Source organism: Vibrio gigantis, assembly GCF_024347515.1.
GTDB lineage: Bacteria > Pseudomonadota > Gammaproteobacteria > Enterobacterales > Vibrionaceae > Vibrio > Vibrio gigantis.
Genome location: NZ_AP025493.1, coordinates 1,830,382 through 1,857,082 on the forward strand (window position 1 = coordinate 1,830,382; position 26,701 = coordinate 1,857,082).

At 40.8% G+C, this 26,701-nt stretch carries 26 protein-coding genes; 16 read left to right on the forward strand and 10 right to left on the reverse strand.

What is annotated here, in order from left to right; translation table 11 throughout:
- Positions 1 to 3: 3 nt before the first annotated feature.
- Positions 4 to 171, forward strand: a complete 168-nt coding sequence (locus OCV56_RS24140; protein ID WP_005376180.1) for a hypothetical protein — start codon at positions 4 to 6, stop codon at positions 169 to 171.
- A gap of 58 nt (positions 172 to 229) precedes the next feature.
- Here the strand turns inward: OCV56_RS24140 and OCV56_RS24145 are convergent, their stop codons facing one another.
- The 4 genes from OCV56_RS24145 to OCV56_RS24160 form a co-directional block, all read right to left on the reverse strand.
- Positions 230 to 2,089, reverse strand: coding sequence for a DEAD/DEAH box helicase family protein (locus tag OCV56_RS24145; RefSeq protein ID WP_086715071.1), 1,860 nt, complete (start codon positions 2,087 to 2,089; stop codon positions 230 to 232).
- Between the two features lie 56 nt (positions 2,090 to 2,145).
- Entirely contained in the window at positions 2,146 to 4,131 is a 1,986-nt protein-coding gene (locus OCV56_RS24150; protein ID WP_031778913.1) for a DEAD/DEAH box helicase, read from the reverse strand.
- Between the two features lie 241 nt (positions 4,132 to 4,372).
- A complete protein-coding gene (locus OCV56_RS24155) occupies positions 4,373 to 4,810 on the reverse strand; it encodes a hypothetical protein (protein WP_005376187.1) in 438 nt (145 codons plus the stop codon).
- A gap of 174 nt (positions 4,811 to 4,984) precedes the next feature.
- Positions 4,985 to 5,470 (reverse strand): hypothetical protein, encoded by a 486-nt coding sequence (locus tag OCV56_RS24160; RefSeq protein ID WP_032477421.1) that lies wholly within the window; start codon positions 5,468 to 5,470, stop codon positions 4,985 to 4,987.
- A gap of 276 nt (positions 5,471 to 5,746) precedes the next feature.
- On the opposite strand from OCV56_RS24160, the gene OCV56_RS24165 reads away from it, so the two are divergent.
- Positions 5,747 to 6,076 carry a hypothetical protein gene (locus OCV56_RS24165; protein ID WP_086715069.1) on the forward strand — a complete coding sequence of 110 codons (330 nt, stop codon included), beginning with the start codon at positions 5,747 to 5,749 and terminating at the stop codon, positions 6,074 to 6,076.
- Positions 6,077 to 6,109: 33 nt separating this feature from the next.
- The gene (locus tag OCV56_RS24170) at positions 6,110 to 6,379 is read left to right on the forward strand and encodes a hypothetical protein (RefSeq protein ID WP_086715067.1); all 270 of its coding nucleotides are present in this window, start codon (positions 6,110 to 6,112) and stop codon (positions 6,377 to 6,379) included.
- 137 nt (positions 6,380 to 6,516) lie between these two features.
- Here the strand turns inward: OCV56_RS24170 and OCV56_RS24175 are convergent, their stop codons facing one another.
- On the reverse strand, positions 6,517 to 7,308 hold the full coding sequence (locus tag OCV56_RS24175) for a metallophosphoesterase (protein ID WP_086715065.1): 792 nt from the start codon (positions 7,306 to 7,308) through the stop codon (positions 6,517 to 6,519).
- Between the two features lie 965 nt (positions 7,309 to 8,273).
- Between OCV56_RS24175 and OCV56_RS24180 the strand changes: the two genes are divergently transcribed.
- The 4 genes from OCV56_RS24180 (at position 8,274) to OCV56_RS24190 (ending at position 12,509) form a co-directional block, all read left to right on the forward strand.
- Positions 8,274 to 10,613 (forward strand): DEAD/DEAH box helicase, encoded by a 2,340-nt coding sequence (locus tag OCV56_RS24180; RefSeq protein ID WP_086715063.1) that lies wholly within the window; start codon positions 8,274 to 8,276, stop codon positions 10,611 to 10,613.
- A gap of 211 nt (positions 10,614 to 10,824) precedes the next feature.
- Positions 10,825 to 10,965, forward strand: a complete 141-nt coding sequence (locus OCV56_RS26180; protein WP_086715061.1) for a transposase family protein — start codon at positions 10,825 to 10,827, stop codon at positions 10,963 to 10,965.
- Positions 10,966 to 11,019: 54 nt separating this feature from the next.
- Positions 11,020 to 11,277 carry a hypothetical protein gene (locus OCV56_RS24185; protein WP_130200317.1) on the forward strand — a complete coding sequence of 86 codons (258 nt, stop codon included), beginning with the start codon at positions 11,020 to 11,022 and terminating at the stop codon, positions 11,275 to 11,277.
- 443 nt (positions 11,278 to 11,720) lie between these two features.
- Positions 11,721 to 12,509, forward strand: a complete 789-nt coding sequence (locus tag OCV56_RS24190; RefSeq protein WP_086715057.1) for a hypothetical protein — start codon at positions 11,721 to 11,723, stop codon at positions 12,507 to 12,509.
- 41 nt (positions 12,510 to 12,550) lie between these two features.
- Here the strand turns inward: OCV56_RS24190 and OCV56_RS24195 are convergent, their stop codons facing one another.
- Positions 12,551 to 13,471 (reverse strand): LysR family transcriptional regulator, encoded by a 921-nt coding sequence (locus OCV56_RS24195; protein ID WP_086715055.1) that lies wholly within the window; start codon positions 13,469 to 13,471, stop codon positions 12,551 to 12,553.
- 204 nt (positions 13,472 to 13,675) lie between these two features.
- Here OCV56_RS24195 and OCV56_RS24200 point away from each other — a divergent pair, with 204 nt between their 5' ends.
- The 3 genes from OCV56_RS24200 to OCV56_RS24210 all read left to right on the forward strand — a co-directional run bounded on the left by OCV56_RS24200 (position 13,676) and on the right by OCV56_RS24210 (position 16,862).
- Positions 13,676 to 14,653 carry a DUF1254 domain-containing protein gene (locus OCV56_RS24200; RefSeq protein WP_086715053.1) on the forward strand — a complete coding sequence of 326 codons (978 nt, stop codon included), beginning with the start codon at positions 13,676 to 13,678 and terminating at the stop codon, positions 14,651 to 14,653.
- 286 nt (positions 14,654 to 14,939) lie between these two features.
- Positions 14,940 to 15,923, forward strand: coding sequence for a hypothetical protein (locus OCV56_RS24205; protein WP_261901425.1), 984 nt, complete (start codon positions 14,940 to 14,942; stop codon positions 15,921 to 15,923).
- 246 nt (positions 15,924 to 16,169) lie between these two features.
- A complete protein-coding gene (locus OCV56_RS24210; RefSeq protein WP_086712152.1) occupies positions 16,170 to 16,862 on the forward strand; it encodes a hypothetical protein in 693 nt (230 codons plus the stop codon).
- A gap of 207 nt (positions 16,863 to 17,069) precedes the next feature.
- On the opposite strand, the gene OCV56_RS24215 is transcribed toward OCV56_RS24210, so the two are convergent.
- Complete coding sequence (locus tag OCV56_RS24215; RefSeq protein WP_017067490.1) at positions 17,070 to 17,285, reverse strand: hypothetical protein; 216 nt, start codon at positions 17,283 to 17,285, stop codon at positions 17,070 to 17,072.
- Positions 17,286 to 17,454: 169 nt separating this feature from the next.
- Between OCV56_RS24215 and OCV56_RS24220 the strand changes: the two genes are divergently transcribed.
- Entirely contained in the window at positions 17,455 to 18,504 is a 1,050-nt protein-coding gene (locus OCV56_RS24220; RefSeq protein WP_086712159.1) for a cysteine synthase A, read from the forward strand.
- A gap of 77 nt (positions 18,505 to 18,581) precedes the next feature.
- On the opposite strand, the gene OCV56_RS24225 is transcribed toward OCV56_RS24220, so the two are convergent.
- Positions 18,582 to 19,148 (reverse strand): helix-turn-helix domain-containing protein, encoded by a 567-nt coding sequence (locus OCV56_RS24225; protein ID WP_086712151.1) that lies wholly within the window; start codon positions 19,146 to 19,148, stop codon positions 18,582 to 18,584.
- A 102-nt stretch (positions 19,149 to 19,250) separates the two neighbouring features.
- Between OCV56_RS24225 and OCV56_RS24230 the strand changes: the two genes are divergently transcribed.
- On the forward strand, positions 19,251 to 20,444 hold the full coding sequence (locus OCV56_RS24230; protein WP_086712150.1) for a benzoate/H(+) symporter BenE family transporter: 1,194 nt from the start codon (positions 19,251 to 19,253) through the stop codon (positions 20,442 to 20,444).
- Between the two features lie 168 nt (positions 20,445 to 20,612).
- Positions 20,613 to 20,993 (forward strand): hypothetical protein, encoded by a 381-nt coding sequence (locus OCV56_RS24235; protein ID WP_086712149.1) that lies wholly within the window; start codon positions 20,613 to 20,615, stop codon positions 20,991 to 20,993.
- A 130-nt stretch (positions 20,994 to 21,123) separates the two neighbouring features.
- Here the strand turns inward: OCV56_RS24235 and OCV56_RS24240 are convergent, their stop codons facing one another.
- On the reverse strand, positions 21,124 to 22,047 hold the full coding sequence (locus OCV56_RS24240) for a LysR family transcriptional regulator (RefSeq protein WP_086712148.1): 924 nt from the start codon (positions 22,045 to 22,047) through the stop codon (positions 21,124 to 21,126).
- Positions 22,048 to 22,247: 200 nt separating this feature from the next.
- Between OCV56_RS24240 and OCV56_RS24245 the strand changes: the two genes are divergently transcribed.
- Positions 22,248 to 23,279, forward strand: a complete 1,032-nt coding sequence (locus tag OCV56_RS24245) for a zinc-binding alcohol dehydrogenase family protein (RefSeq protein ID WP_086712147.1) — start codon at positions 22,248 to 22,250, stop codon at positions 23,277 to 23,279.
- Between the two features lie 185 nt (positions 23,280 to 23,464).
- A complete protein-coding gene (locus OCV56_RS24250; protein ID WP_086712146.1) occupies positions 23,465 to 23,884 on the forward strand; it encodes a VOC family protein in 420 nt (139 codons plus the stop codon).
- A 108-nt stretch (positions 23,885 to 23,992) separates the two neighbouring features.
- On the opposite strand, the gene OCV56_RS24255 is transcribed toward OCV56_RS24250, so the two are convergent.
- Entirely contained in the window at positions 23,993 to 24,892 is a 900-nt protein-coding gene (locus tag OCV56_RS24255; protein ID WP_086712145.1) for a DMT family transporter, read from the reverse strand.
- A gap of 300 nt (positions 24,893 to 25,192) precedes the next feature.
- Between OCV56_RS24255 and OCV56_RS24260 the strand changes: the two genes are divergently transcribed.
- Complete coding sequence (locus OCV56_RS24260; protein ID WP_086712144.1) at positions 25,193 to 26,593, forward strand: alpha-amylase family protein; 1,401 nt, start codon at positions 25,193 to 25,195, stop codon at positions 26,591 to 26,593.
- Positions 26,594 to 26,701 lie beyond the last annotated feature (108 nt).

Genomic DNA, 26,701 nt, shown 5'->3' on the forward strand with positions numbered 1-26,701 from the left:
AGGATGTTCACTACAAAGCGTGAAAAGGTAAAATCAACCCCTTTCTCTGAGTTTGTGCGTAACGCTTCTTCAGGTGAGAAACGTAAGTTTTTTGATAAGGTGGTTAAAGAAACCATCGAAGAGCAGAAAACAATGATAGCGAAAGCTAAGCAGCACGATTGTCACTGTTAGGCAATACTTCAACTAGTGTATTTAAAACAAAGCCGCGAACATCGCGGCTTTGTTGTACCTAGAAGACACTGTTATGTCGTATGCGGGAGGTTTGGACTTCGTGGTTAATAGGTTGGTTATCATCAAAAACCTCTGATAATGCTCCTCTTTGGTAAAGTACGATCAGGGTGTTGTTATCATGTTCTGCACCTAGTAGCCCACAAATTTCTTCCAGATCATCCGAATCTAAAGAACGCTTGAAAGCGTCCATCTGACCAGAAAGGTTATAAGTACTAAATATACTCGCCATAACTCGCTTATCTTCAGTTTTTTCGCCTCCACCAGGGTTTACTATCTGGTTAAATGCCACTTTCTCACCAGAATTTAACCGAGAAATAAAGTTTAATGTTCTCGATTTTGCACAGCTTTGAGTGCCATCGTCATAAGTGGCACCGTTTACCCACTGCGCCTTTATCCAGTTCTGGTGTTCGCCACGTAGAGCGCGGTTTTTCTTTCTGTAAGGCCCATCTTCAACGATTAGCTCTTTACGGATTAATTTGATGGCGTCTAAGAGTTCTTGATCAGCTGTATACACAGAAAAATCGAAGTCAGGCTCTTTTAGTTTTCCTGGAACGACCAAATAACGTTTTGTTAAATAAGACTTGGTATCGATAACCTTCTTTTTTACTTTAGTTTCGCATGTGGGGGCTATTGTGGTGCCACGATCAAAGCCCTTGACGTCATAGCGAGAGCAAATTTGTTCGAATAGCTGATGCAGCCCATCAAACTCGTGGCTATTGTGGTTTGACTCTAAGTGATCAAGTAGCTCACCATAGGCTCTGACAGCATCTAGGTTAGTGTAGTGCTTTGCTGTTGTATTCTTGTGGTAGCCACAAGCACGACCAATATTAGCTTGTACAACCGCTGCAATATTAGCAATCGTGCTATCCCAAGAGTTGATAAGTGTTTCTTTCATCTCTTGACCGAAGTTAACGCCAGCCCTAAATCCCGCGACAGTGATTGCTATCAGCTTGTCATCAAATAATGCAGCAGTTTCGTATTCACGCTTAAAGTCATCAATAGAGCAGAGTTCATGATCTTCGAGACCTACTAGTTTTTGACCAATAATATGTATTTGATGTGGCTCAATACCATTAGAGAGCAAAACATCTCTTGCAATTTTTGCCTGACTGCTAGGTACTCGAATTAATGACCAACCAGAGCCTTCATGTTCTTTGATTTGCCGAATAAAACGATTTCTCAGTAAAGAGCTTTCACAAAAGTCTCGCGAGTTTTCATCAAGCTTAATGATCTGGTTGCTCCGATGCATTTGCCTAATACCATGGTACTCGTCACTTGTTTTGTGAAAGACTAATGAAGTATTAAAGTTGTGGCGGAGTATCGAGTCTGCACCAGCCGCATATAGCGCACTAAACGGAGTTGCAGAGACAAAGGCAACATTGCAGTGGCGGTTGTCATGCTCAAGGTAATTGAAAACCTTGTCGTATCGCACGCTATCACTGCTTGAACCATAGTGGCACTCATCAATAATGATCAGTTTAGGAGCTTGAAACTTGAAGTGTGTCTTTAGTGCGGATTCAAAATTTGTAAAATTACTGACGACCACGTTTTTGCTAGCAGACAGGTCTTGTTTGGCCTGTTCTTGAAGCGCAAGGTCCGCCATGGTTACTAAATATAACGTGTCTTTCAGACATTTCCTGTCGATTATCACTTCATCTGAAAGCGAAAGTCTTTGCAAGCAAGATAGGGCAAGTGCAACCCCTGATTTACCAGATTGCATTTCCGCAGCAATGACGACTGCTCTAGATCCCGCTTTAAACTGGTTGAATGCTTGTTGTGCCGCTTCACGCTGGTGTAGATACGTATTATTTGAGATTGTATGCTCAGTAAGTTTGCGGTGCTTATCAGAATTATTCATGGTTAGTACCGAAAATGGGAGCTAACAAGCCCCCACTAAGATTAGTTGTGTACAGGTTAGGTTTTATCTGAAAAATGAGATTCATCGCTTAGATCTCCAGATTTTTCAGGCAATTCATTATGCTGTTTCTTTGCGATAGAACGCTCGATATCGTATTCACCACGCTTGTAGAGTACAAACATAGTGTCGTCTCGCTCGATATCGAAATAATCGCACATGTCATAAACCTCTTCTAAGGTCATGATTTTTTTATCAACCTGGCGACGAGAAATGTTGTATATGCTGAATATGGTCGCTGTAACTAGCTTGTTTTCTGATAGTTCGCCTGAACCAGGAGCGACAACACGGTTAAACTCAAGATACTCACCGTTGTCGAGCATTGTCGTGTAGAGCTTTGCTTTCTCTTCCTGAGTACCGTCTGCATGAGCTTTTTCAGGATTATTGTAGCTATCACCATTTACCCATTGAGCTTTTATCCAGTTCTTCTTTTTACCACGCATCGCTCTATTGCCTTTGACACTTGGCGCTCCTTTGGCAGTAAACTCATTGCGAATTATGTCAATAGCTTGAAGAAGGTGTTTGTCTCTGGTGTATTGCGTAAAGTCCGCTTCGTCATCCAATAGTTTGGCTGGTACAGCGATATAACTGTCTGTTCGATAGGTTTCAACATCACCGATAGGTCGTCTACGCTTGTATTTGATCGTTAAACCAACATCTAACCCATTGACTTGATACTCTTGACACACATCTTCAAAGAACTCTTTTAGTCCATCAAAGTCAGATGCAGCTTCCTCAGAACAAGTTTTCTCTAAGTGATCCAAAATAGATGCATAGGCTTCTGTTGCATTTAGGTTCGTAAAGTGTAGTGATGAATTATTACCGTGGTAACCACAGGCACGACCTATGTTGGCTTGTACGACTGCTGCAACGCTAGCAACAGTGCTATCCCAAGTCGAGATTAAATTGTTTTTCATCATAGCACCAAAGTTGATGCCAGCTCTTGCTCCAGCAACCGTGATTGCAATTAGCTTATCCTCAAAGATAAGAGCGTCATCAAACTCACGTTTAAAACGTTCTATACTGCAATGCTCATCTTCAGGGACGCCTGAAAGAGAGTTTCCCAGAATATAGACAGAACTCTCGTCGATGCCTTGGCTGATCAAAAACTTTTTTGCATCCATTGCGAATCCAGCGGGAACTCGGACTAAAGACCACCCCATACCTTCGTGAGATTTAAATTGCTGGATAAACTCGTTACGCTCTGGTGAGTCAACTAGGAAGTTTTTAGTGTCTTGCTCGAGACCTTTAACTTTGCCACTTTTCAGCATTTCACGGACACCATAATATTCATCGCTGGTTTTGTGGAATACTAATCGAGTGTTGAAATCACGCCTCAAAATAGAGTCTTTAAGTGCGTTTTGGGCGGCTTCTTGAGCCTCAAGAATAAGAGCTTGATCGTCATCACATTCGGCTTCTTCCTGAATTTCAATCGCCTCTTGATATTCAGTTTCAGCTCCATAAAGAGCGCCGAAAGGAGTAGCTGAAATGAATACAACTTTACAGCTATCGTTCTCTTGTTCAAGGTAATCAAAAATCTTGCTATATCTGACAGCGGATACGTTTGAACCGTAGTGACATTCATCAATGATGATCAGCTTAGGCGGATTACCTTTAAAGTCATTCTCTAACGCTTTTTCAAAATTAACAAAGTTACTGACGACTACATTCTTCGCCAATCTCAGATCAGCTTCGGCTTGTTCTTTTAGTGCGGTATCGGGCATGGTGACTAAGTAAAGTGTATCTTTAAGCTGCTTGCGGTCACAGATATCGGTGTCACTTAAACTGAGTCTTTGTAAGCAGCATAGGGCTAGAGCTATTCCTGATTTACCAGCTTGCATTTCAGCCGCCGTTACCACTGCTCGAACGTCGCCAATAAAAGCATTAAATGTTTTTGTTGCTGCATTGACTTGGTGGGAGTGAAGAGCATCGCTTTCTAGTATCGTATGAACCATATGGCGAAGTTTGTCTGCTTGAGTTGTCAACTTTCCTAACCTAGTTTGTACTAAAAGAATAGTTGCATATTATAACGTATTAAGCGTGTTTTGGTGAAATACAACGCGGTCTTTAAGGGGAAAGGTCAGGGGGGGGCTTTTATAGGCAGGGAAGTGAAAAATCGTGAAGTTGAGGTTAAGGTCACAACGTTTAAGATTGATACTGACTGATTAAAAAAAAAAAGCCAGTGCGGATGCACTGGCAAAATCGATGGGGTGAGGAAGTGCATAATTATAATGATGAACGTTGACTTAATCGACAAAGCCACTCTTGTAATGAAAAACAATTTGAAATGATTCTTTCAGAATCAGATAAATCATCATTGAAATAAATCTTTAACTGATTATCTTCGCAATGTGTTTTCATGAAGTTCGATTTGTTCATCGTAAACACGACATCTAGAATGTCATCAAAACTCTCAACTTGATGAAGAAAGCGATTTGATAAACGCCCAGATAAAAGACTTCTATCTTCTGAGTACTGATGTGATAAACATACAAGTGTATGGGCTTGAGCGAATACAACAAATAAATCAATGGGGTCTTGAAAATGAACTGTTCGAGGATGGTGTTTTAATACACTGAAATTTAAGGTAACAAGAGAACTGGCCTCAACATAGTTAGGCTGTGATGACAGTGCTTTTTGATTCTTAGATATAGCAAAACTCATAAATTAATCCTTAATAAATCAAACCTCCCCAAAAAAGATTTAATGTTTAATTTATTATAGATTAATTTAAATGCGTAAAATTGGGGCTTAAATTACACAATTACAAAGCTAATGCCTTAATTAGTAATTGTCAAATGTTTTTGAATCGAATGTATGAAGCCTGTTTTTATCAATTTAATCTTCAGCGTATAGCTCTTCGTAATCGATAAGGTGCATGTTTCTATCAATCCTTTTTAAATCCTCAAAAGCGAAAAGTTTCTTTGCAAGACGAATAGTGTCATAAGGTTCAGTTGTGTTAGCCATTATTACTTCATGGCTATGAGGAACATGCACAAACTCAATGCTGCCAAATCTAGTCTTATAAAACCCCGACTTCCCAGTCGTGCCGAGAATTAAAACCATTGGAATTTGGGAGATAACACTCCAACGTGATAGGGCATCTTCGAAAGAGATGTAACACAGTTCGCCTTCTCGCAGTGACAAGGCTAGTTTGTCAAAGAAATCAGGCGGCAATGTCGAACGCAAGTAAACAAATCGCTCTAAATCAATACTGACAATGTAGTCATATTTTGCAATGATCTGCTCAATATCATCACTTCTAAAGATTGAGCAGATCTCCTCACGTTTATAGATAAACTTTTCTGTACGCCGATACTGCATTTCGAAAATCATTTTCAAGATGGAACTCCTTACATTAAAAATGATTAAAGTTATTGGCTTTAGCTACATTATTCTATGTTATGTTTAATATTAACACAACATTAAGTTGATAGATCTATATAGTCATAACTACAGGTGGTTATATTTTTTTGGAATTTAATTATTAAATGTTTAATTATTAAATTAAGGGAAATATAAAGTTTTAAAATATTCTTTACAGAGGGGGTTAATTATGGTTAATTAAAGTTGTTGGTTTTATTTTTAATGGATATAGTTATGAGTGTTGAACTGAAAAATCAGAAAAAAAGAAAGTATCATTACATCAATAAAAGAAGTGTTGAAATTGTTTCTGATAAGAATGTCGATAATAATATTTTATGTATTTCAGATGAAGAAGCAATTTTTAAAGCTAATTCATTAACAGTTGAAGATCAACTCGAGCGCTTTAGGTATTCTGGAACTAAAGAAAAGTCCGTTACCAACAATTTATATCAGCAAAGCCCGAACCAAAAGGAGTCTCGTGTTCCTGGGCTATATGGTTGTAACAGGTATAAATCGAGAAGAAACGTAGCGACTGAAACATCAGAAAACTTCGTATTCTTTTAGACAGATAAACTCATAAAATCCGAAGGTGAATGCATGAATAAACAGCATCAATGTGAACGTATGCCAGAAGAGGTTGTTATCTATTTCACTGATCATTACACATCAGATCGACAATGGTTTCTATTCATTTCAGAAACTGCAAAAGAAAGAGACTTGGAGCTAAGCACGGAAATCAATAATGTGGGAGAACTTTTATGGCAAACGGCGTTTAATATTCGCTTTTGTCCTTATTGCTCGGAAAAACTCGATATGAACAATGGGGAGCCTCACTTTCATAAAGCAGTGAACTACAAACTGGTTTAAACAATAACAGAGTGGTTACTTGTGTACCTCATTTACTTTCAGCCCTATTTCAGATGATCAATGCGAAATTCATGGAAAGGTGTAGAAGAGGAAACCAACCAGGACTTGCATATGGAAAGTATGTTGTTATTTAGCGGTTAGAGGGTATAAGCTTTCTTAGAAAGTAATCCACTGCTCAAGCGGACAGAGCCTTTGGGGTTACAAATTAAGGTGGTATTACCGTCAGCGATGACTTTCTCTACAGCATTATGTTGATGTCCAGCCACCCAAAACCTCGCTCTTGAAATCAAATCATTACTTAGCCCTGCTTGGTAATAGGGAGTATAGACACTGTTGGAATTTACTTCTGAGGCGAAGGCTTCTTTAGAAGGAAGATGATGTGAAACAACAAGATCAACTTTTTCTGGTAGGTTCTTAACGAACGATTTGTACTGCTCTTCAATCATTGAGCTGTCAATAAACTTAATGTCGTTCATCAACTCAGAATATGCTTCTACAAGCTCGGCAGAGTATGTATGGATAGGAAACCAGAGCGTTCCACCAAAGATAGTGAATCCTTCCAACTCAATCGATTCATTATTCAAAAAGAACAGGTTTTTAGTAGTATCGCTATGAGCCTTAAGCTTTACTAGTACTGAACTCGTATAATCTTTGATAACGCCAGATTTGGTAATGGATTCGTCGCCAAGGAGTGCGCTTTTTTTACAGTAGGATTTACTTTTATTGCTATACCATTCATGGTTTCCAGCAATGATGATGACTGTTTTAAAGTGGCGGCAAAGTACATTCTTTACGTATGCTATGCCTGAGAGACCGTTCGCCGTGTCACCTGCAACGATCAAAGTAGCTTCTTTATCGAAGTCATGCCAAAAATCACGTCGTATTCCGTGTATGTCGAGATGTAGGTCTGAGACAACGTAAAACTTCAAACTATCATGGCCTTAAGATTGATTGACTACTTCATATTACATTGGTTATTGGGATTAGAGAAGTGAGTATATACGCTAAGGCACTTCTATCAGTTACTTGAAGTGTAATTTCTGGCCATAAAACAGTTGAGCACGGATACGACACAGAGCCTACCTATCGTTTCTCGCTGCGCAGCTGCGTCAAGTCAGCACAGCGAAGCTGTGCAATACCAAATGGTGGGATGACGTCAGCTATGCACTTATCGTCAAATTTATATATTCACGTAAAAAGTGCATAGCGTAAAGGAAGCGGGAGAAATGAGGAAACACAGTTGGGCACGGACACGACACAGGGCTTACCTATCGTTTCTCGCAGCGCAGCTGCGTCAGTCAGCACAGCGAAGCTGTGCAATACCAAATGGTGGGATGACGTCGGCTATGCACTTATCGTCAAATTTATATATTCACGTAAAAAGTGCATAGCGCAAAGGAAGCGGGAGAAACGAAGAAACATAGTTGGGCACGGATACGACACAGATCCTACCTATCGTTTCTCGCAGCGCAGCTGCGTCAGTCAGCACAGCGAAGCTGTGCAATACCAAATGGTGGGATGACGTCAGCTATGCACTTATCGTCAAATTTATATATTCACGTAAAAAGTGCATAGCGTAAAGGAAGCGGGAGAAACGAAGACACACAGTTGGGCACGGACACGACACAGGGCTTACCTATCGTTTCTCGCAGCGTAGCTGCGCCAATAAACATGGAGTTGCTGTACTACTATAAGGTTAAGGGGTCACAAGTCGTCATTCATTAGAGACTTGTTACTATGACAATCAGTCGGGAATTCATGTAATATGTTAGATTTACAAAGCATTTTTATTTTAATAGGACAGTTGGGTGAAGGTACGGAACAGTGTCATTCACGATAAGGTATCTCGCTTTGATTGATAGTAATACATCAATTTTCATATGATTATAATTTAATGGAAAACAGTAAAGAGTATTTCTCATTACATGGAAATAAAAAATGTAATGAGTGCATCATTGTATTATCAGATATGCTTCCAGAATGGGCTATGTACGATAATCGAAGAGTCATACATATTAAACATGTTAATGATATACAAAGAGTTTTAGAATATCATAAACGAGGTCTTATAGTTAAAAATTGGTTGAAAGCGATTTATATCTCTGATGAAAAAGTCTCGTTTTCAATGTTTAATAATTTTTTTATTTATAAAGAATCAAATATATCCAATATAAAAAGCATGCTCTTTCATGATCTTGATGGAAACGTAATATTTGAGTTTTTAAGTAACCCACTTATTGAAGACATAACTTTTAATTACTATTTATCTGTATATGAATTTTTGACAAGGCATAATGCATCGAACTTTTGCACATCAATGGCTATGTTGAAAGCTAGAAAATCTGTAAAAGATCAATTTAGTCAAGAAGATATAGATAGTGCAATTGCATTTTCATTAGATCTAGATTTAACCTCAGTTGTAGAGATTAAAAGAAAGTCAGCCGAAAATTTTGTTCATCATATAGTTGATGAGTCATTGGTTTTTTCAAAAGAAGTGACTGATCCTGGTTCTTTTATTTATTTTGAAGGTGCAATTAATGGCAATAGTGAGTTGAATATCCTATATTTAAAACGTTTGCGAGGTATGGGGCGAGGGGACTTGTGGAAGTTTATACCTGATATTACTCTATTAAAATCAGGTACAGGTAGTGGTAAAACTGATTTGGCTCTAGACGTTGTTATTCATGCTCATCGCATAGGAAAAAAAACATCGATAATTTCAAATTTGAAGTCGGTAATTCAGTCTTATGAGCATAGGCTACAAGAAAAAGTCAGTCAGTTAATGGTAGAATTAGAGCCTTTCCATATTATAACATCAGAAGCAGTTCTCTATGAAATTGAAGAAAGTAAACATATTGCTACGACATTAAAATCATTAAGTAAACCGCATATTATAGATTCTGTGATGTCATCAGATATAATTATTATTGATGAGGTGGAAAAAGTTTTTGAGGCATTATATTCAAAAAGTAATAGCTATATAGACGAACGTGAAAAATCTATAGTTAGAGAATTACTTCAATATTCATTAAATGACCCTAATACGAAACTGTTGTTAATGGACGCGGATATTACTAACAAAATAACAAAAAATGTCATCAAAAGCTTGTTAAAGCTTGAAAGGAACGTATTACTTGCGAACGCATATAATTCTTGTCTAGAACATGATTTTGGGTCTATAGAGGTATCTCTTTTAAATGGAAGTCATGAAAAACAAACTATCATTGATAAAATCCAAAATGTGAATGAGAACTGTTTTGTATTCTCATCTTCAAAAGATAAAGTTGATGCTATCTTAAGAGAATCGGGATTTTTTAGTGATGATGGCAATGTAGATTATATAAGTGCCTTGGATAACAAAATACTCGTTATTGTGGCAAGCAAATTTTTGAAAGGACGCCATGAAGAGGCTGTCGAAAAATTTATCCGTAGCCCAAATACGGAAATATTTAAGTATCATACTGTTATATGCAGTCCAGTTTTAAAAGAAGGCTTCAGTATTGAATCGAATTACACGGATACCGTTTATTGTTTATGTGATAAAATTCTGACGCCTAAGGAAATAATACAGTCTTCTAGACGATTACGGAAAGCAAAGAAGATCCGATTTGGCATTTTTGGTCTATCTACACCGAGCACGTTAGACCATAATAAATATAATAATTCTCCTGAGGATTGGATAGAGTCTAGTATCGAATTTAGAAAGAAAGTGCTGATTGATAATTTTTATGATGCTCTTAAACTAACCTTAGCTAAGTTGAAGTTCAATATTGTTGAAGATTCATTTGATAATTTACCAAGTGGTTTTTATGGTAAGAAAAAAAATCCTCACTTTGATAAAGATGTGTTAGAAATTATCAGGACAGGGAGAAGTATTGGTCAGTTAGGCTCAGCAATTGAGAAAACTAAACTCGATGCAGCTCTACTCCTTCGAAGTATACTTAAGGTCGGTTTAGTTCAAGACTTTATTATTATCTCTAGCAGAGAAGAGTATAAAGGTAAAAACTTTCATGGTTCATTTATAGGTATAGATAAGGAACTATATAACCATAGAAGCATCATCAATCATATTCTTCCAAATAAACTCAAAATTTCTGAACGTAAAGATGAGAATATAGGCCAAGCTAAAATTACAAGGAATATTAAAAATATATTCCAAGCGCTTGGTTTTAATTCTAAGAGAATTGACTCTGGAAAGTCTTACAAATTTACATGTGTGGCAGAGAATAAGTAGTAATTTTTAAAATATTTATCTTATAAACGTATAAGGGATAATTAGTAGGGCCAGGTCATGAAAAAACGTGGTGGAATAAGGCTTGAGTGAAGCAATCATTTCACTCATTTCTACTGTAGTTTCATAATAAAAACAATGAGTTGTGGATAGATTTGACGAGCAGTTTTAGCTGTGATCATATACTGCTTTTTACATTAACGTTGCCATCACTATGAACGGGCTGACCCTTTTGAACCATATTTCAGTTATCAGCGACCCGCGCCACACTTGGAAAGTTGAACATTCGCTAACCGATATCATTTTCGTAATGGTGACAGTGGTTCTCGCAGGCGCTGACGGGGGAAGATATTGAAGATTTTGGAAAAGGGTGTACCTGTTTAATGACACCATAGCTTGAGTGGTGAATATGATTTCGGCAATAAAGTTTCAGCGGTGTTTCTCTAAGTGGATGAAAGATTGCCATGAAGTCACCAAAGGCGATGTTGTAGCGATTGGTGGCAAGACGATTCTTGGTACCTATAACAAAGATAAACGCTGCGGTTCTATCCATATGGTTACTGCATTCAGTGCTGCTAATCAGACCGTTCTGGGTCAAGTGAAAATGGCGGATAAAATCATGAGAGTGAGCACTGAAATTCGTCTGCTAAGTAAAGCGGGTAGGTGAATGAGCATAAACTCATGAAGAGACCGAGGTAAGCCCTTCAGAGTCTGCTGTCGGCGGAAACCATTTTCAAGTGACTGTCAAGCTAGGTTAGTGTTGGCTAGTTTATTTCCATATCCCTATTAGTATATGCGATACTAATAGTAACCCAACCAATGAAGAGTTCGTGATTGCTCAACAGTCGGTAGAACTTCTGTAATTTAGCTTAAAATCAAATACTGAAAAGCGAGCCCAAGTGGCTCGCTTTTTGTTTATATGTAGGTCAGGTTTCACATAATTGTGACTCGGCTTGAATCGAATTATTTCTTGGCTGTTACTCGCTTATGTGAAGCTCTGCTTAATATCTGATTAAGTTTTTATACATTTCCGCCAATTCTTTCTCTACGTATAGTCCTCGTACTTTTCATGCTACAAGGACGTAGCCTTAATTTTCTATGAGGTTACAAATGTTTATGTGCAGACCTATATTCGCTTTAGCAGTTCTTTCTATCGTACCGCTGTCGTTTGCTCAAGAGGCTGAAGTGCAAGATATGTCCGATCCTCTTGCTGTCTACACACAAGCGGGATTTGGTTATACAGACAAAGGTCTCAACATCAAGTTTGGCCAAACCTATGATACGGGTAAAGAGACTACAATGGGCATGAACGTGCTCGAAATCAAAGGTATTGCAGGTGAAGCTCTGGGATGGAGCAATCGAGATAACGACGACAGTATTAACTCGCTTCGATTTAGAAATTTTGGTGTTGATCTAACCAATGGCCGTGGTGCGCAAGTCGATGTGAGTTGGGATTTTTACCATAACCAAGGCTCAGCGTCATACAGTTTTATTCAAGCTTTGCCTAAAATGGGGATGTTCAATTTATATCCTCTCGCAGGGGTAGGAATTGCTGCAGGAGAAGAGTTGCCAGGAACCACAGGTGGTGATTTGGATGCAAACCAAGTTCGAGACCGTTATAACCTACACGGCACTTTTTATGTGGCAGGTATGTACGCCAAAATGCAAATTACTGAAAAGGTTTGGCTCAATTATAACCCAATGTATATGGGTACGATTTCGGGATCAGCAACGTATAAAGATTACGGTTTTCAACAGGACGACTCTATCATGACTCATGAGTTTTCGATCGGTTATCAATTAATGCCTAGAGCCAACATTCGTTATTTCGCAAACTGGACAGAAAATACCAACTACGAGGATGGCGATCATCGTATTGAGTTCAATTACCAGTTTTAAGCCTTGATAGTAAAGCTGGCTAGCAACACGCACGTCAGCTTTTAAGAATTGACTAGTGACCTAATCATCTCATACAACCACAAGTGCTTCTGACTCTTTCTGTTTTTCTTATGGATATAGGCACATAACCGTAAAGTCGTTAGCTCTTCTACATTTGTTACTTTTATCGCTCTTAGTCCTTCTCCACAGTGTTTCACAAAGTTTTCTAGGGCCGGAACGACTAGGTCTGTTTTCAACACAATCTCGCGAATACTGATTGCCGATGTACTTCTATGAACAATATTTATCTCGAGTTCTTTCTTCGCAACAACTTGTTCAATAAGAGAGGTATGGAAGGTATTAAAAAATGGCATTTCAACAAGGGCGAAGTTGTACTCCAAAAGCTCCTCTATGGTTGCGGTTTCTTTCTTGAAAGGGTGATCCTCTCTCACCACGGCAACGAAATTTACTTCGCCAAGAGGCAGCTCATAAATATCTTTCGTTGTATTAGAAAACTGAAATTGAACGGCAAGGTCTACTTGATCCGTTTTCATCATTGAAGGGGTTTCAGTTGTCATATTATGAGATGCAAACGTAACGTTGGGGCACTGTTCTGAGATCTCCGTAAACATCATCGGAGAGAGCCAAGGAATAACCTGCTGGCCCATATCTACAGTAATGGTGCCATCTAGTTCACTCGGTTCAAACTCTCCATGTGTATTAACTGCATTGGACAACAGAGTCAAAGCAGGGGATAGCGCCGAGAAAAGACTGTCAGCATACGGCGTGGTATCAAAGCCTTTTGGAGTTTTAACGAATAACTCATCCTCGAAATGATCTCGCAGTTTATTTATGTTTTGACTGACTGCTGGAGGAGAAATGAATAGCAACTCCGAGGATTTTTTTAAGTTACGTTGCTGATATACAACAGAAAATAACTTGAGGAGATTTAGATCGAGATTTTTAAACTTATCATTGCTCATTGGTGTTCCTCTACCAATCGACGTATTAAGTTCAGCTTAACAGCAAGCTAAATAAATTCAAATATTCTAAGTTCAATCGCTTAATTACAGTGGTAGATAAATGTAATGGAATACGAATCAGCGATTGTTCAATATGTAATATTGCTGATTCGAAAGGGCTTTGAACAGGAACATACATTAATCTTTGAATCAGCGAGTTAACATATGAAAAAATCGATTTTGTCTCTATCTCTAATTAGTGCATTCAGCTGTATTGCCGCGCCTGTCACTATGGAAAACTACGTCGTCGCGGAATCAGACTGGTATTTTAGTGGTGTGCAAGAAAAAGCGGGAGTAAACACATGGATGCATGATGACCCTGTCAGCATTGATAATCAGCAAGTCATTCGCTCTAACCGTGATGTAGTCTACTCAATAGCTATCGTTGACGTCAGTAAAGGTGCAACGTTTACTGTACCGAAATCTGATGAATTTCAGATTATCCATATTATTGATGAGCATCATCTCTTTCACCAAGTCGTAAAAAATGGTGAAACCCTTGAGGTGACCGCCGATGATATTCAAGGCGAATATGTCTACTTACTGGCAAGAACGCGTGACAACGGCGACTATGAAGACACAAAAAATCGTCAAAGTCAGCTTCAGTTTAAAGCTAATTCGGCTCATCCATATTCTACTAAAGGCTTTGATTCCGATGAGGTCATTACCTTTCGCGATGAGCTTGTTCGCCAAGTTAATACTGGCGAGCAACCTATCGCTGGACACAACGCTTTCGGAAAAACGCTAGCAGACGTTGATCAACATAACTACGTTTATGCTGCCGCATATGGTTGGGGAGGTTTACCAATGGATACCGCTCAATATGTTCCACTGCAAGTGGCTTCAGATAAATGCCAAACTTGGACAATTGAAAAACCAGCTTTAGATTGGAAAAATAACGGCTATTTATCGGCGACTTTTTATGGTGCGGATGGTTGGATTCATGAAAATGATTTTTATATTCCACATACAGAAATGAAAGACAATGGTAATTCTTTTTCATTCACTACCAATTGCCAGCTAGGTAAGGGGAATGCAACTGTAGAGCAAGGCGGTAATTTCCTTGTAAGAATGTATCTCCCTATTGATGCTGAATTAGTAAAAGAACAAGCAGATAATATGTATACAGTGAAAGGGAAATAACTTCTCATCAAATAAATAGCAAGAAATAGAAAGGGCTGGCCATGTGTTAGCCCTTTTTTTGTGTTTTTATTTTCTGGTGTTGTTTAAGTTGTTGAATTGATGTGTTTTTTGTCGTCGGCTTTACTTGTTAAGTACAGCTTAAGATCCAGTTAAATATTGGCGAATATTCATGGTTAACCGAAGTCGTTAATATTCACTCATCGCTTCCAAGGATGGTCCGAAAACAAATAGTATTTTGAAATTAATTATATTTACCGGACTTAATTACATGAACATGAACATGAACATGAATAAAACAATTTTAGCAACTCTAATTACAACAGTATTTTCAAGCAACGTTATGGCCCAGAGTGTTGATACTGGATCACACACAGAGCAGAGTGGTGTCGCATACGAACAAGATGATTCGAGTGCGTGGAAAGCAGTTGGTGGTGGTGCACTTGCTTTAACTGCTGCAGTACTAAGTGGGTCTTCTAGCTCGTCGTCAAATGATTCGTCAGGTCTTCCAGAAGCTGATAATGGTCCAATCAAAGATAAGCCGGTTTTACCTGAGTGGGAGGGCGAGACCAAGTTAGAAACGGTAGAAATCAACGGTACAACATACCTGAAAGGCTTCATTACAGGTGCCGGTGAAGACGCCCGTCATGTTGATATTGTTGGCTTTGGTAAAGATGGTAACAATGCAATTTACTTAAATGGGTCTGAAGGTAATGATGTTCGCGTCATTATGCATGAGGGTGAAGTTGCTGAATTACGTGTTAATGGACAGGTAATTACGAAAGAGTACCTAAATGGAAAAGATCGCTTACCAGTTATCGACAACAGCCCAATTCTACCTGAGGTGGATAATGGTCCAATCAAAGATAAGCCGGTTTTACCTGAGTGGGAGGGCGAGACCAAGTTAGAAACGGTAGAAATCAACGGTACAACATACCTGAAAGGCTTCATTACAGGTGCCGGTGAAGACGCCCGTCATGTTGATATTGTTGGCTTTGGCAAAGATGGTAACAATGCAATTTATTTAAATGGGTCTGAAGGTAATGATATTCGCGTCATTATGCATGAGGGTGAAGCTGTTGAATTACGTATTAATGGACAGGTTGTTACGAAGGATTACCTAAATGGTAAAGAGCACCTACCAGTTGTAGGTAATGGTCCAATCTTGCCAGAGTTTGATGGCGGTAAAGGTGCAAAAGAACTAGTAAAAAATATTGACCGTACCAAGCTACAAAACATCAAAGCTAAAGTTATGAACAAATTAGCTAAGTAACAGCTCAATCACTTTTGATATTAGAATACAGGCTGTCACTAGGTAGCCTGATTTTTATATGAGTAACTTAGATCTGAACTAAAGAGTTCATGTAGGGCAAAGGATTGTCCACCCCTTTCTTAGCCTATTAAGTTTGTCTTAATAGGCTTTTTCGTATTACTCAATATTCCAATTATTTCACTGCTTATATCATTGCTATCAATAAATAACAGCTCTCATGGATTGAGATCTAAATACGGTTTCAACATGAATAAACTATACTCGCTCGCACTTATTTGTTTCTCTTTTTCTGTACAAGCTGATTGGCAAGATGTTGTTGATTACGTGGGGGACACTTTTAATATCTCGATTAGCAAGCAGAACTATCTCGAACAGAGCAATAATAATGAACTGACCTATACACTCTATGGTTCGCATAACTTCAATGAGACTTGGCGTGTATTCGGGCAATACGATAGTGACCATTTTGGCGAATTAGGAATTGGTTACTCCTTCATTCTCGCTGATTTAATCTACAATGAGGTCACTGTTGCCGCTGGTGGTAACTTAGATAACGTAGAGGTTTACAATTCAGGGGTGTTTAGCGCTTTTGCTTGGGAGGATGCTATTTTTTACTCCGACTTTACCATCCAGTATATAGATCAGGATTGGACAAAGAACTTAAGATCCGAAAGCATTTCCTTGGACAAAACTCTTGGTAGCTTTTATGAAGTGAATGACTGGTTATCCCTTTCACTTTCTTATACACATCAAATGACTCACTACGAAAAGTTTACCGTTAGCCAATTTAGTTGGTACACAGACGGCGGTTACTCTCACTACTTGAGCCCTGGTGTCACGATCTCTGTGTTTGGGGTCAAACCAACGGTTTCATATAACTATTACGTTGATGAACCAGATCGTAATAGTATTGATTTCAGCCTAACATTTGACTTTTAGTTGCTAAACAGTCGGTAGAACTTCTGTAATCGAAGCCAAAGCCTAAGCAAGACAGATATTGAAAAGCGAGCCTAAGTGGCTCGCTTTTTTGTGTCTAGTAAAGATGCATCCGAGCTTTAAGTAGGCCGCATAGCCCACAAGGCCATCCTCAAACACCTTTAGAAGAGCGTTTTAATTACAACTTTCCAGGTGTTCCGAAATAGCTGATTATTTAGTCCCTGAGCGGTAGTTTGGATCTGTCCAGCATCGAGGTAACTCCTCTCCTGACATAAACATCAGTTCGGACTTTTTAAACATCTCAGGGTCTTGCTGTTCCTCGCCAGCTTGAAACCGACCTTCGATACTGTCCTGAAATAAGTTGGTTAATTTGGTCATTTCAGTAACATCTACGAGGTCACCGCTCTTTTTCTCTTTTAGAAACATTTTGCTACCCTCAATTTAACCGTTCACCCTAATTATAATTGCTATTTGGAAAATGAGAGTCTTTTCAATTTAGGCACTCCTTGACTAAGCAGGGCTCAGAGCTACGCTTATGATCATCGACAACCCAATCGATGAACAAACTCATTCTCAACCAATAAATGGAGTCGCGATGTCATCTTTCCACATTGCAAACAATCTCAGTGAACTCATTGGCGATACAGATCTTGTTAGAATCAACAGTCTTTCAGAGATATCAGGTTGTGAGATTCTTCTTAAGTGCGAACACCAAAACCCGGGTGGTTCGATTAAAGATAGAGCAGCACTTCAGCTCGTTATGGATGCAGAAGAAGCAGGTAAGCTGAAGCCAGGAATGACAATCGTTGAAGGTACCGCAGGAAATACTGGCATCGGCCTTGCTCTGGTAGCTAAATCCCTTGGTTACAAAATGTTGGTGGTGATGCCAAAAGGGCAGGCACAAGAGAAAGAGCGTATGATCTCGCTTTATAACGCTGAATTGTTATTGGTCGACCCTTGTCCTTTTGCTAATCCTGAACATTTTTACCATACGGCTAAGCGGATTGGTGTCGAAAATGAGAACTATTGGTGGGCAGATCAGTTCGAAAATCTCAGTAATTATCGAGCACACTATTTGAATACTGGACCGGAGATCTGGCAGCAAACAAAAGGCAATATTGATGCTCTAGTTTCAGTGGTGGGGACTGGCGGAACCATTGCCGGAAACTCACACTACCTATCTGAGCAGCAACCAAATCTCGAAACTTGGTTAGTTGATCCAAATGGGTCCGGCATTTATTCATTTTTACGTAATGGACACTATCAATCAACGGGAAGCTCGTTCACGGAAGGTATAGGGATCATGCGAACGGTTGAAAATTTCAGGCAGGCAAAAATCAATCGTGCAATCACGCTTCCCGATCAGGATTTGGTTACGATATCCCGACTTGTTGCAGAGCAAGACGGGATTCTTCTAGGGAGCAGTTCTTCGTTGAACGTAGCAGGAGCGCTATATGCTGCGGCTAGAATGGGGAAAGGGAAAACCATCGTTACATTTAGCTGTGACCTTGCTGAACGCTCGTATTCGAAGCTGCACAACGAAGCGTTTCTTAAAGAAAAAGAGATACAGCTAAACAAAGAAAACCTTTCTCAACTATGGGCTCGCTATCAAGCAGAAGATGGTAGTATGGTCGTCAACGTATAGTCGTTCTAAGTTAATACTAGCTTGTGGCCTACAGCTCATCCGTTAGAGTAAAAGATACGTTATCGCCAAATTCAGCACTATTGCTTGCTATTAGGGTAGTGAATCACATTATGAAATACGGCATTGTCTTTACCGATATTTTTATAGCCATGTTTCTGGTTAGCGTTAAATCGAACGGCTTGTCCTGCTCGTAACGCCTGCCACTCACCATCAAACAGCACTGCCATCTCTCCTGAAATACATAAGATGTGCTCGGTAACGCCAGTGTTATGCGGTTCGGATTCATGCTGATAGGTAGGTGCTAGGGTTAGCTCGAAGATTTCAAACCCTAGTGCCTCCTCAAAAGGAAATAATAAGCTGACGAAAAAACCAACGTTATATTCCTCGCGCCTTAGCTCCTTTGCATCTCTGAATAAACTCGTCAGCTCATTGTTGGAGCTTTCTGTGATGAAACTGGAAAACGATACTTCAAATCCGGATGCAATCTGCCAGAGCTTAGCGACGGTGGGACTGGATTCCCCACGTTCAATTTGACCTAACATTGCTTTACTTACGCCTGTCGCTTTTGCTGCTTTATCTAGGCTCCAGCCTTTTTCTTGGCGTAGACGTTTCAAGTTAGTACCGACTTTAATTTCTGTTTGCATACTTTTTCTACAAGATTTTGTCCATAAATAGCTTGTGCGTTATAGCGCACAAATGCTAGGTTTAGCTTATGGACGTTATAACGCACATAGGAATAAAATAACATGACTGAGCTAAAATTTTCCCACATCAGCACGGGTTTTATTGCTGTATTCATCGGGTATGCAAGTGCTGCAGCGATCATTTACCAAGCCGCGATGAGTGCCGGAGCAACTCAAGAACAGGTCGCGTCATGGTTCTGGGCATTGGGAATTGGTATGGGTGTTACCACGATATTGCTCTCGTTCTACTACAAGAAACCAGTGGTGACGGCTTGGTCGACACCTGGAGCTGCATTGTTAATTACTTCTCTTGAAGGGTTAACAATGAATCAGGCGGTTGCTGTGTTCTTGTTTAGCTCGTTATTAATCACTCTAGTTGGCATGGCCGGAATATTTGAAAGGGTACTGAAACAGATCCCAACATCGATTGCATCGGCCATGCTGGCGGGAATTTTATTGCAGTTCGGTTTGGGCTTGTTTACGTCGTTAATGGAAGAAATTCAGATAGTAGCAGTTATGCTTGCTGTGTTTATTTTGGCGAAATCGAGGTTAGGAAACTTACTCATCCCCAGTATCTTCGTTATTGCTTTGGTGATGTGTATTGGTTTTGGCAAACTTGATGTCAGCCAGGTCACGGTGGGGTTAACAACGCCGGTATTCATCGTGCCTCATTTCGAATTCTTCTCGTTGATCAGCGTCGGCATTCCACTGTTTATCGTGACTATGGCTTCGCAGAACTTACCGGGGTTTGCTGTGTTGAAAGCAAACGGATATCAGGTGGACTCCTCGAAGATCATTACTACCACAGGTGTTACAGGATTACTATTAGCACCGCTGGGAGGCTTTGCGTATAACCTTGCCGCAATCACCGGAGCGATCTGTATGGGCCCCAATGCCGATGATGATCCAAAAACGCGTTATATGGCGGGAATCTCCATGGGTATGTTCTACTTGTTAGCTGGCGTGATGGGGATGTCATTTGTGTCGCTGTTTAGTGCTGTTCCTTCGGCGGTAGTCATCGCTGTTGCGGGGTTAGCGGTGATGCCTACATTGATGAACTGTTTAACGGTTTCTATGGCAGACAGCCACTATAGAGAACCAGCGTTGTTTACGTTCTTATTTACTGCTTCGGGTACGAATTTATTAGGTATCGGTAGTGCGTTCTGGGGGCTCTGCATTGGGCTATTTTGTTGCTGGTTACACAATCATAATGTCAGGTCGAATGGGACTAATAGCCCTTCGCAAATTCAGTCATAATGATGTCAGGTTTATCTACGCTAAGATTAAGTTTATTTACAGCCATCATGCTGCTCTTAAGTTGGCACAAATATTCAGCTTGAATCAGCCTTTGGTTGTGATTGGGATAGTATTTTGCTACAAAACGCGCATAATCTCGCTATACAACATTTAAAGAAGATATTACCTATGACTACGTTTCAATACTACTTTCACCAATTGCCTTGCTTTGACTGCAAAAAAACGACAGTAAGCACAGATCTTGGTTGGTTAACGCCAGCGATGAAAGAGGTTGTTCTAGCACAACTGACAGAAACACTTGCACAAGGTGAGATTACCCCTGACCTGACAGCGAATGTTGCTTGCACTAAAGAAGAAGCTCGCGAGTACTTGCTGTTGAACTTCTTTGGTTATTCAGAAGAAGAACTTGAAGGTGAAGTCGAGGCGGATGATGAGCAAGAAGTTGCTGACGAGATCGCAGAGCTGCTTGAAGACGGTAAAGACACTGTTGAGTTTGAACATGAAGTCGCGCTTCAGTGTTGTGCTGATTGCGATATCATCGAAGAGTAACTAAGTATCTTCTAAAGTAAGCGAATCGGTTTGCCATGTTTGGTGATAGGCCATTCGCAAAAGGCGCTCGTGAACAATTGTTCGCTAGCGCCTTTTTTGTATCCAGTTTTGTAATTCAGAACTAAGATGCTTAGCTGCTGATGACACCTTGCTTATTTAGCTGGGAAAGGATCTCTGCCGTTTTCTCACGGAATAAATCTCTCAGTAAACGAACGGTTGGCGTGATGGATTGACGGCTTGGGCATACCAACCACAGTTCAGTGGGTGTCGGCTCATAGTTAGGCATGATTTTGACTACGTCGCCAGACAGCAAATGACTCGACATATCCAAACAAGACTTTATTGCGATGCCTTTTCCTGCAACACACCATCGTCTAACTAGGTCTGCGTCATTGGATGCACGATTTCCTTTGAGCTTTACTTTGTGGTCTTGGGTTCCGTCGTTAAATACCCACTCGTCCTGTAACATGTCATGAAGTTGATACAGCAGTCCGTTGTGCTCGGCCAAATCACTTGGATGGTCTGGGCTGCCTTTTTCTGCGAGATACTCAGGTGAAGCACATAAGATTCTCGGCACATCACATATTTTGAAGCCGTACATATTGGCATCAGTCGGTGAACCATAACGCAGCGCCATATCCACAGAATCACGATAAAAATCGATGTTACTATCGCTGATGCTCGTTCGAAGTGTTGCTTGAGGGTAATCAAATAGAAACTCATCGAGCCAAGGTATGACAAGGTTTCGCCCTAAATCTGACGAAAGCGCGATTCGAATTTCGCCATCAATGACACCAAGCTCCTCGCGCATATTGAGTTTCGCTTGGTCCAACATTTTCAACGCTTGTTCGCACTCTGGTAAATATCGTTCTCCAGCGGGAGAGAGGCGAAGATGACGAGTGGTTCTAACGAAAAGCTCTGCGCCGAGTGCCGCTTCAACGCGTTTCACCGCCGCACTTGCCGTTGCTGTGCGCATGTCTAGGTTAGTGGCGGCTGCTGTGATACTTCGAAACTCCGCTACCTTTAAAATTACTTGTAAGTCTTCAAGAAGCATTTCATTTCCCTGTTCTGAGCCATGAGTCGGTTGCTCTATTCGCCATAAGTTTGGCCATTTTGCTGTGGTTAATCTTAGTATTTTGCTTGCGTATATACACCTTATTATCAAAAATAATTTGATAATAATTCAAACATTAGGCTGTTTATCTAAAGTGAGAAATCTCTAAGATTCAATTATCGAATTTAAGGAGAAGCATCATGTCACTACCATCTACAATGAAAGCCATCGGATTTACTCAGTCGCTAGCGATTACAGAACCAGAAAGCCTGTTTGAATTCGAAACAAGCCTGCCGGCATTAAAAGAGAATGACTTACTGGTAAAAGTGAGTGCGACTTCTATCAACCCTGCAGACGCGAAAATCCGTATTCGCAATGCAAAAGATAAGACGCTTGAGCAACCAAAAGTGTTGGGCTACGACGCTGTTGGGGAAGTGGTTGGTAAAGGCACAAACGTCGAAGGCTTCGAATTAGGCGATCGTGTGTACTATGCGGGTGACGTGACACGCATGGGCGCCAACGCAGAATACCAAGCCGTTGACTACCGTATCACAGCTAAAGCGCCACAAAGCTTAACGGATGAAGCCGCGGTTGTTATGCCGCTTGCAACGCTCACTGCGTGGGAAGCGTTATTTGATCGCCTGCGTGTTCGCCCTGAAGAGAAAAAATCTATCCTGATCATTGGCGGTGCTGGTGGTGTTGGCTCTATTACTATTCAGCTAGCGAAGCAATTAACCAACCTTAATGTTATTGCGACAGCGTCAAGACCTGAAACCGAACAGTGGGTAAAAGACATGGGGGCGGATCTCGTCGTGAATCACCGTAACTTGGTTGAATCAGTGCGTGAGCAAGGTATCCGGTATGTGGATTACATCTTTAATGTCGCAGACACAAAAGGCCACTGGGATGCGATGGTAGAATTGATTGCACCGCAAGGCATGATCAGTTCGATTGTTGAGTTTGATAGCGAGATTGACCTGTCGGCACTACAAGGTAAGTCAGTAGGCTTCATTTGGGAGCTCATGTTTACGCGTTCGCTGTTCAATACCGACGATATTCAGAAGCAGCAAGATATCTTGTTCCAAACTGCGAACTTGATTGATGCGGGCCGTATTAAATCTACGCTAACCACGACACTGAATGGTTTGAGTGCAGATACGCTGAAAGAGGCGCACCAACGTATTGAAAGTAGCGCATCGATTGGTAAAACAGCTATTAAATACGGATTGTAGTTGGTTCAAATAGAAGTCACAGCTGAAGTAGTCGTCTAAACTTAAAGTTTGTATGTAGTCAAAGTAGAACAATTTGGGCTCTAAAAACGTTCTCGAAATAAATGCAAATTAGTGCTTTACCTCAACTTAACTTGAGGTATTAGGATATGCAACGTTGCTTACGAGAATACTTTAAGGAGAGAAGAATGATCCAACTTGAACATGTGAATTTAGTGGTTAAAGACATCCCAGAAATGCTGACTTTCTATAAAGCGGCGTTCCCTCATTGGTATGTTCGTGACGAAGGAAAGGGTGAATGGTCAGGTAAGCCGCGCAACTGGCTGCATTTTGGTGACGAGTACCAATACATCGCATTGAGTGATCACGGCGAAGGTGAAAATAGAAATTTAGCAGGGCATTCGGTTGGCCTCGCGCACTTCGCTTATGTGACCAATAACATCGAAAGCGTCACTCAACGCCTTATCGATGCGGGCTTCCCGATTGCTAAACCCGGCGCTGAAGAACCTTACCGTAAAAATGTCTACTTTGTGGATCCGGCAGGCTTTGAAATCGAGTTCGTTGAATACCTTAGCGATGATCCCAAACTGCGTAATGCTACAAGCTAGTAGACCCTTTGGGTAGAAAGTACCAAAAAGGGCATTGTGGAATATTCCGCAATGCCCTTTTTAGATCTATTTAATAGCTGCTGGCTAACTGCTTTTTCGTTCGGTTATCTACTTAGTCTTGAACGGTACTAATAGCTGTTTACCAAACACGTTAATGAGCGCACCAGTGACAATCAGGCCACCACCAAGATATGTCCATATTGAAGGGATCTCATTGAAGATCCACACGCCTAACAGTGCCGAGAACACGATCTGCACGTATGAGTAAGCCGAAGCCTTACCCGCCGCTTGAGTCTGCATCGCTTTGGTCAAACCGTATTGGCCTATCTGTGTGAAAATCCCGACTAGCACTAACATCACGGTTAAGAATAGGCTTGGCCATACAAAGTCGTTCCATATAAGGGCTGTCGATATTGGCAGGGCAACCAGTGGGAAGTAGAAGATGATGACAGAGCTGTCTTCCGTCTGGCTCAGCTTTCTCACAATCACATAAGCGATTGAGCTACCAAACGCGCCACATAACGCCACCATAATACTGAACAAAGGCAATTCGCTGCTTGCGCCGCTGTTCATACTTGGTTGTACCATTACTAATAATCCCGCTAGACAGAACGCAATACAGATCATAGTCGATTTTTGGACACGTTCTTTGAGGAATAACACGCCAAGCAATGCGGTAAATACGGGGTGTACGTACTGCAGAATGGTCGCTTCTGCTAACGGTAGCGTGGTCACAGCGTAGTAAACACACATCAGTGCAGCAGTGCCGACTGCGCCTCGAACGAACAACAGAGGGTTGTTATTACCCCAGATCGAAATGCCTTTTCGTTTTACATCGATGTAGCTGATGATCAATGACACCAACGCCCTTGCCGCAACGATCTCAAATACAGGTATGCCGTAGTTGCTGATGTATTTCACACAAGCTGACATCAGTGCGAATCCAAAAGCAGAAAGGATCATGAATCGAACCCCAACAGGGATCATTGAAAAAGAGAAAGAGGGCATAAAAATATCAATCGGTAGAGGGAGAAGGAATCATAGCTTAGTTTAGGAGAGCCGACCAAAGTCTTTGTCTTGTTCTCGTCAACTTGATTCAATTAATTCTCATTTCCACTCTTTGCGCATATCTGTGCGACCCCATAAAACGCACATCACATTTTGCCCCACATAATATCGGCTATAGCTCAATTTTATAAAATCAACATCAACAGAAGGTGACGCTAATTCAACTCTGATTTATCGGTCGTTTTAATTGTATTTGTCGCTCATATCATTCTTGTGAATTTATAATGAGAGATATGTTCTATGAAACCAATAAATACCCTACTCATATCCACGCTCGCGCTTTGCTCTTTTAGTTCAGCGGCTTACGCTGACACCATTTTGCACGCTTTCAATTGGAAGTATTCAGACGTGACAGCCAATGCAAACCAAATAGCTCAAGCGGGCTATAAGAAAGTACTGGTTGCTCCGGCAATGAAATCTAGTGGGACCCAATGGTGGGCGCGTTATCAACCACAAGATCTACGTACCATTGATTCTCCGTTGGGGAACAAACAAGATTTAGCTGCAATGATAACTGCGCTGAAAAGTGTCGGTGTTGATGTTTACGCGGATGTTGTACTTAACCACATGGCGAATGAAAGCTGGAAGCGAAGTGACTTGGATTACCCAGGCACAGAAGTGCTAAACGACTATGCCAGCCGTTCAAGCTACTATGCCGACCAGACTTTATTTGGCAACTTAGCGCAGGGTTTTGTTTCAGCTAACGATTTCCATGCGGCAGGCTGTATTACTGACTGGAATGATCCGGGTCATGTTCAATACTGGCGTTTGTGTGGTGCCGACGGCGATGTGGGTCTTCCGGATCTCGATCCAAATAACTGGGTAGTGTCACAGCAACGTTTATATCTAAAAGCGCTAAAAGACATGGGTATCAAGGGTTTCCGTATTGATGCGGTGAAACACATGAGCCAATACCAAATCGACCAAGTGTTTACACCTGAAATCACCGCGAACATGCACGTGTTTGGTGAGGTGATCACTAGTGGTGGGGCAGGGAACAGCGGCTATGAGTCGTTCTTAGCGCCTTATTTGAACAACACCAATCACTCTGCGTACGATTTCCCGCTGTTTGCTTCGATTCGTTCGGCCTTCTCTATGAGCGGCGGTTTAAACCAACTGCATGATCCACAAGCTTACGGACAAGCATTAGATGATAGCCGAGCAATTACCTTTACCATCACGCATGATATTCCTACCAACGATGGTTTCCGTTATCAAATCATGGACCCACAAGATGAGCAACTCGCTTACGCTTATATCCTTGGTAAAGACGGTGGCACGCCGTTGATTTACAGTGATGATCTTCCTGATTCTGAAGACAAGGATAACGGTCGTTGGGGCAATGTGTGGAACAGCTCGACAATGAAAAACATGTTGAGCTTCCATAACGCGATGCAAGGCAAAACAATGACGATGATTTCGAGCGACCAGTGCACGTTGTTGTTCAAGCGTGGCAAAGAAGGCGTAGTTGGTATTAACAAGTGTGGCGAAACGCGTGGCGTGACGGTTGATACCTACCAACACGAGTTCAATTGGCATGTTCAATACAAAGACGTATTAAGCAGCGCAACAGAAACCGTGACTTCTCGCTATCATACCTTCAACTTACCACCACGCAGTGCACGTATGTTTAAACTGTAGTGTCTGTTTAAGCTGCAGCATTTGGTGTAGTTAGAGAGCAGCCCCAATAACCTAAAAAGCCGCAGTGAATACTGCGGCTTTTCTAGTAGAGAAACTATTGCTAGCGAA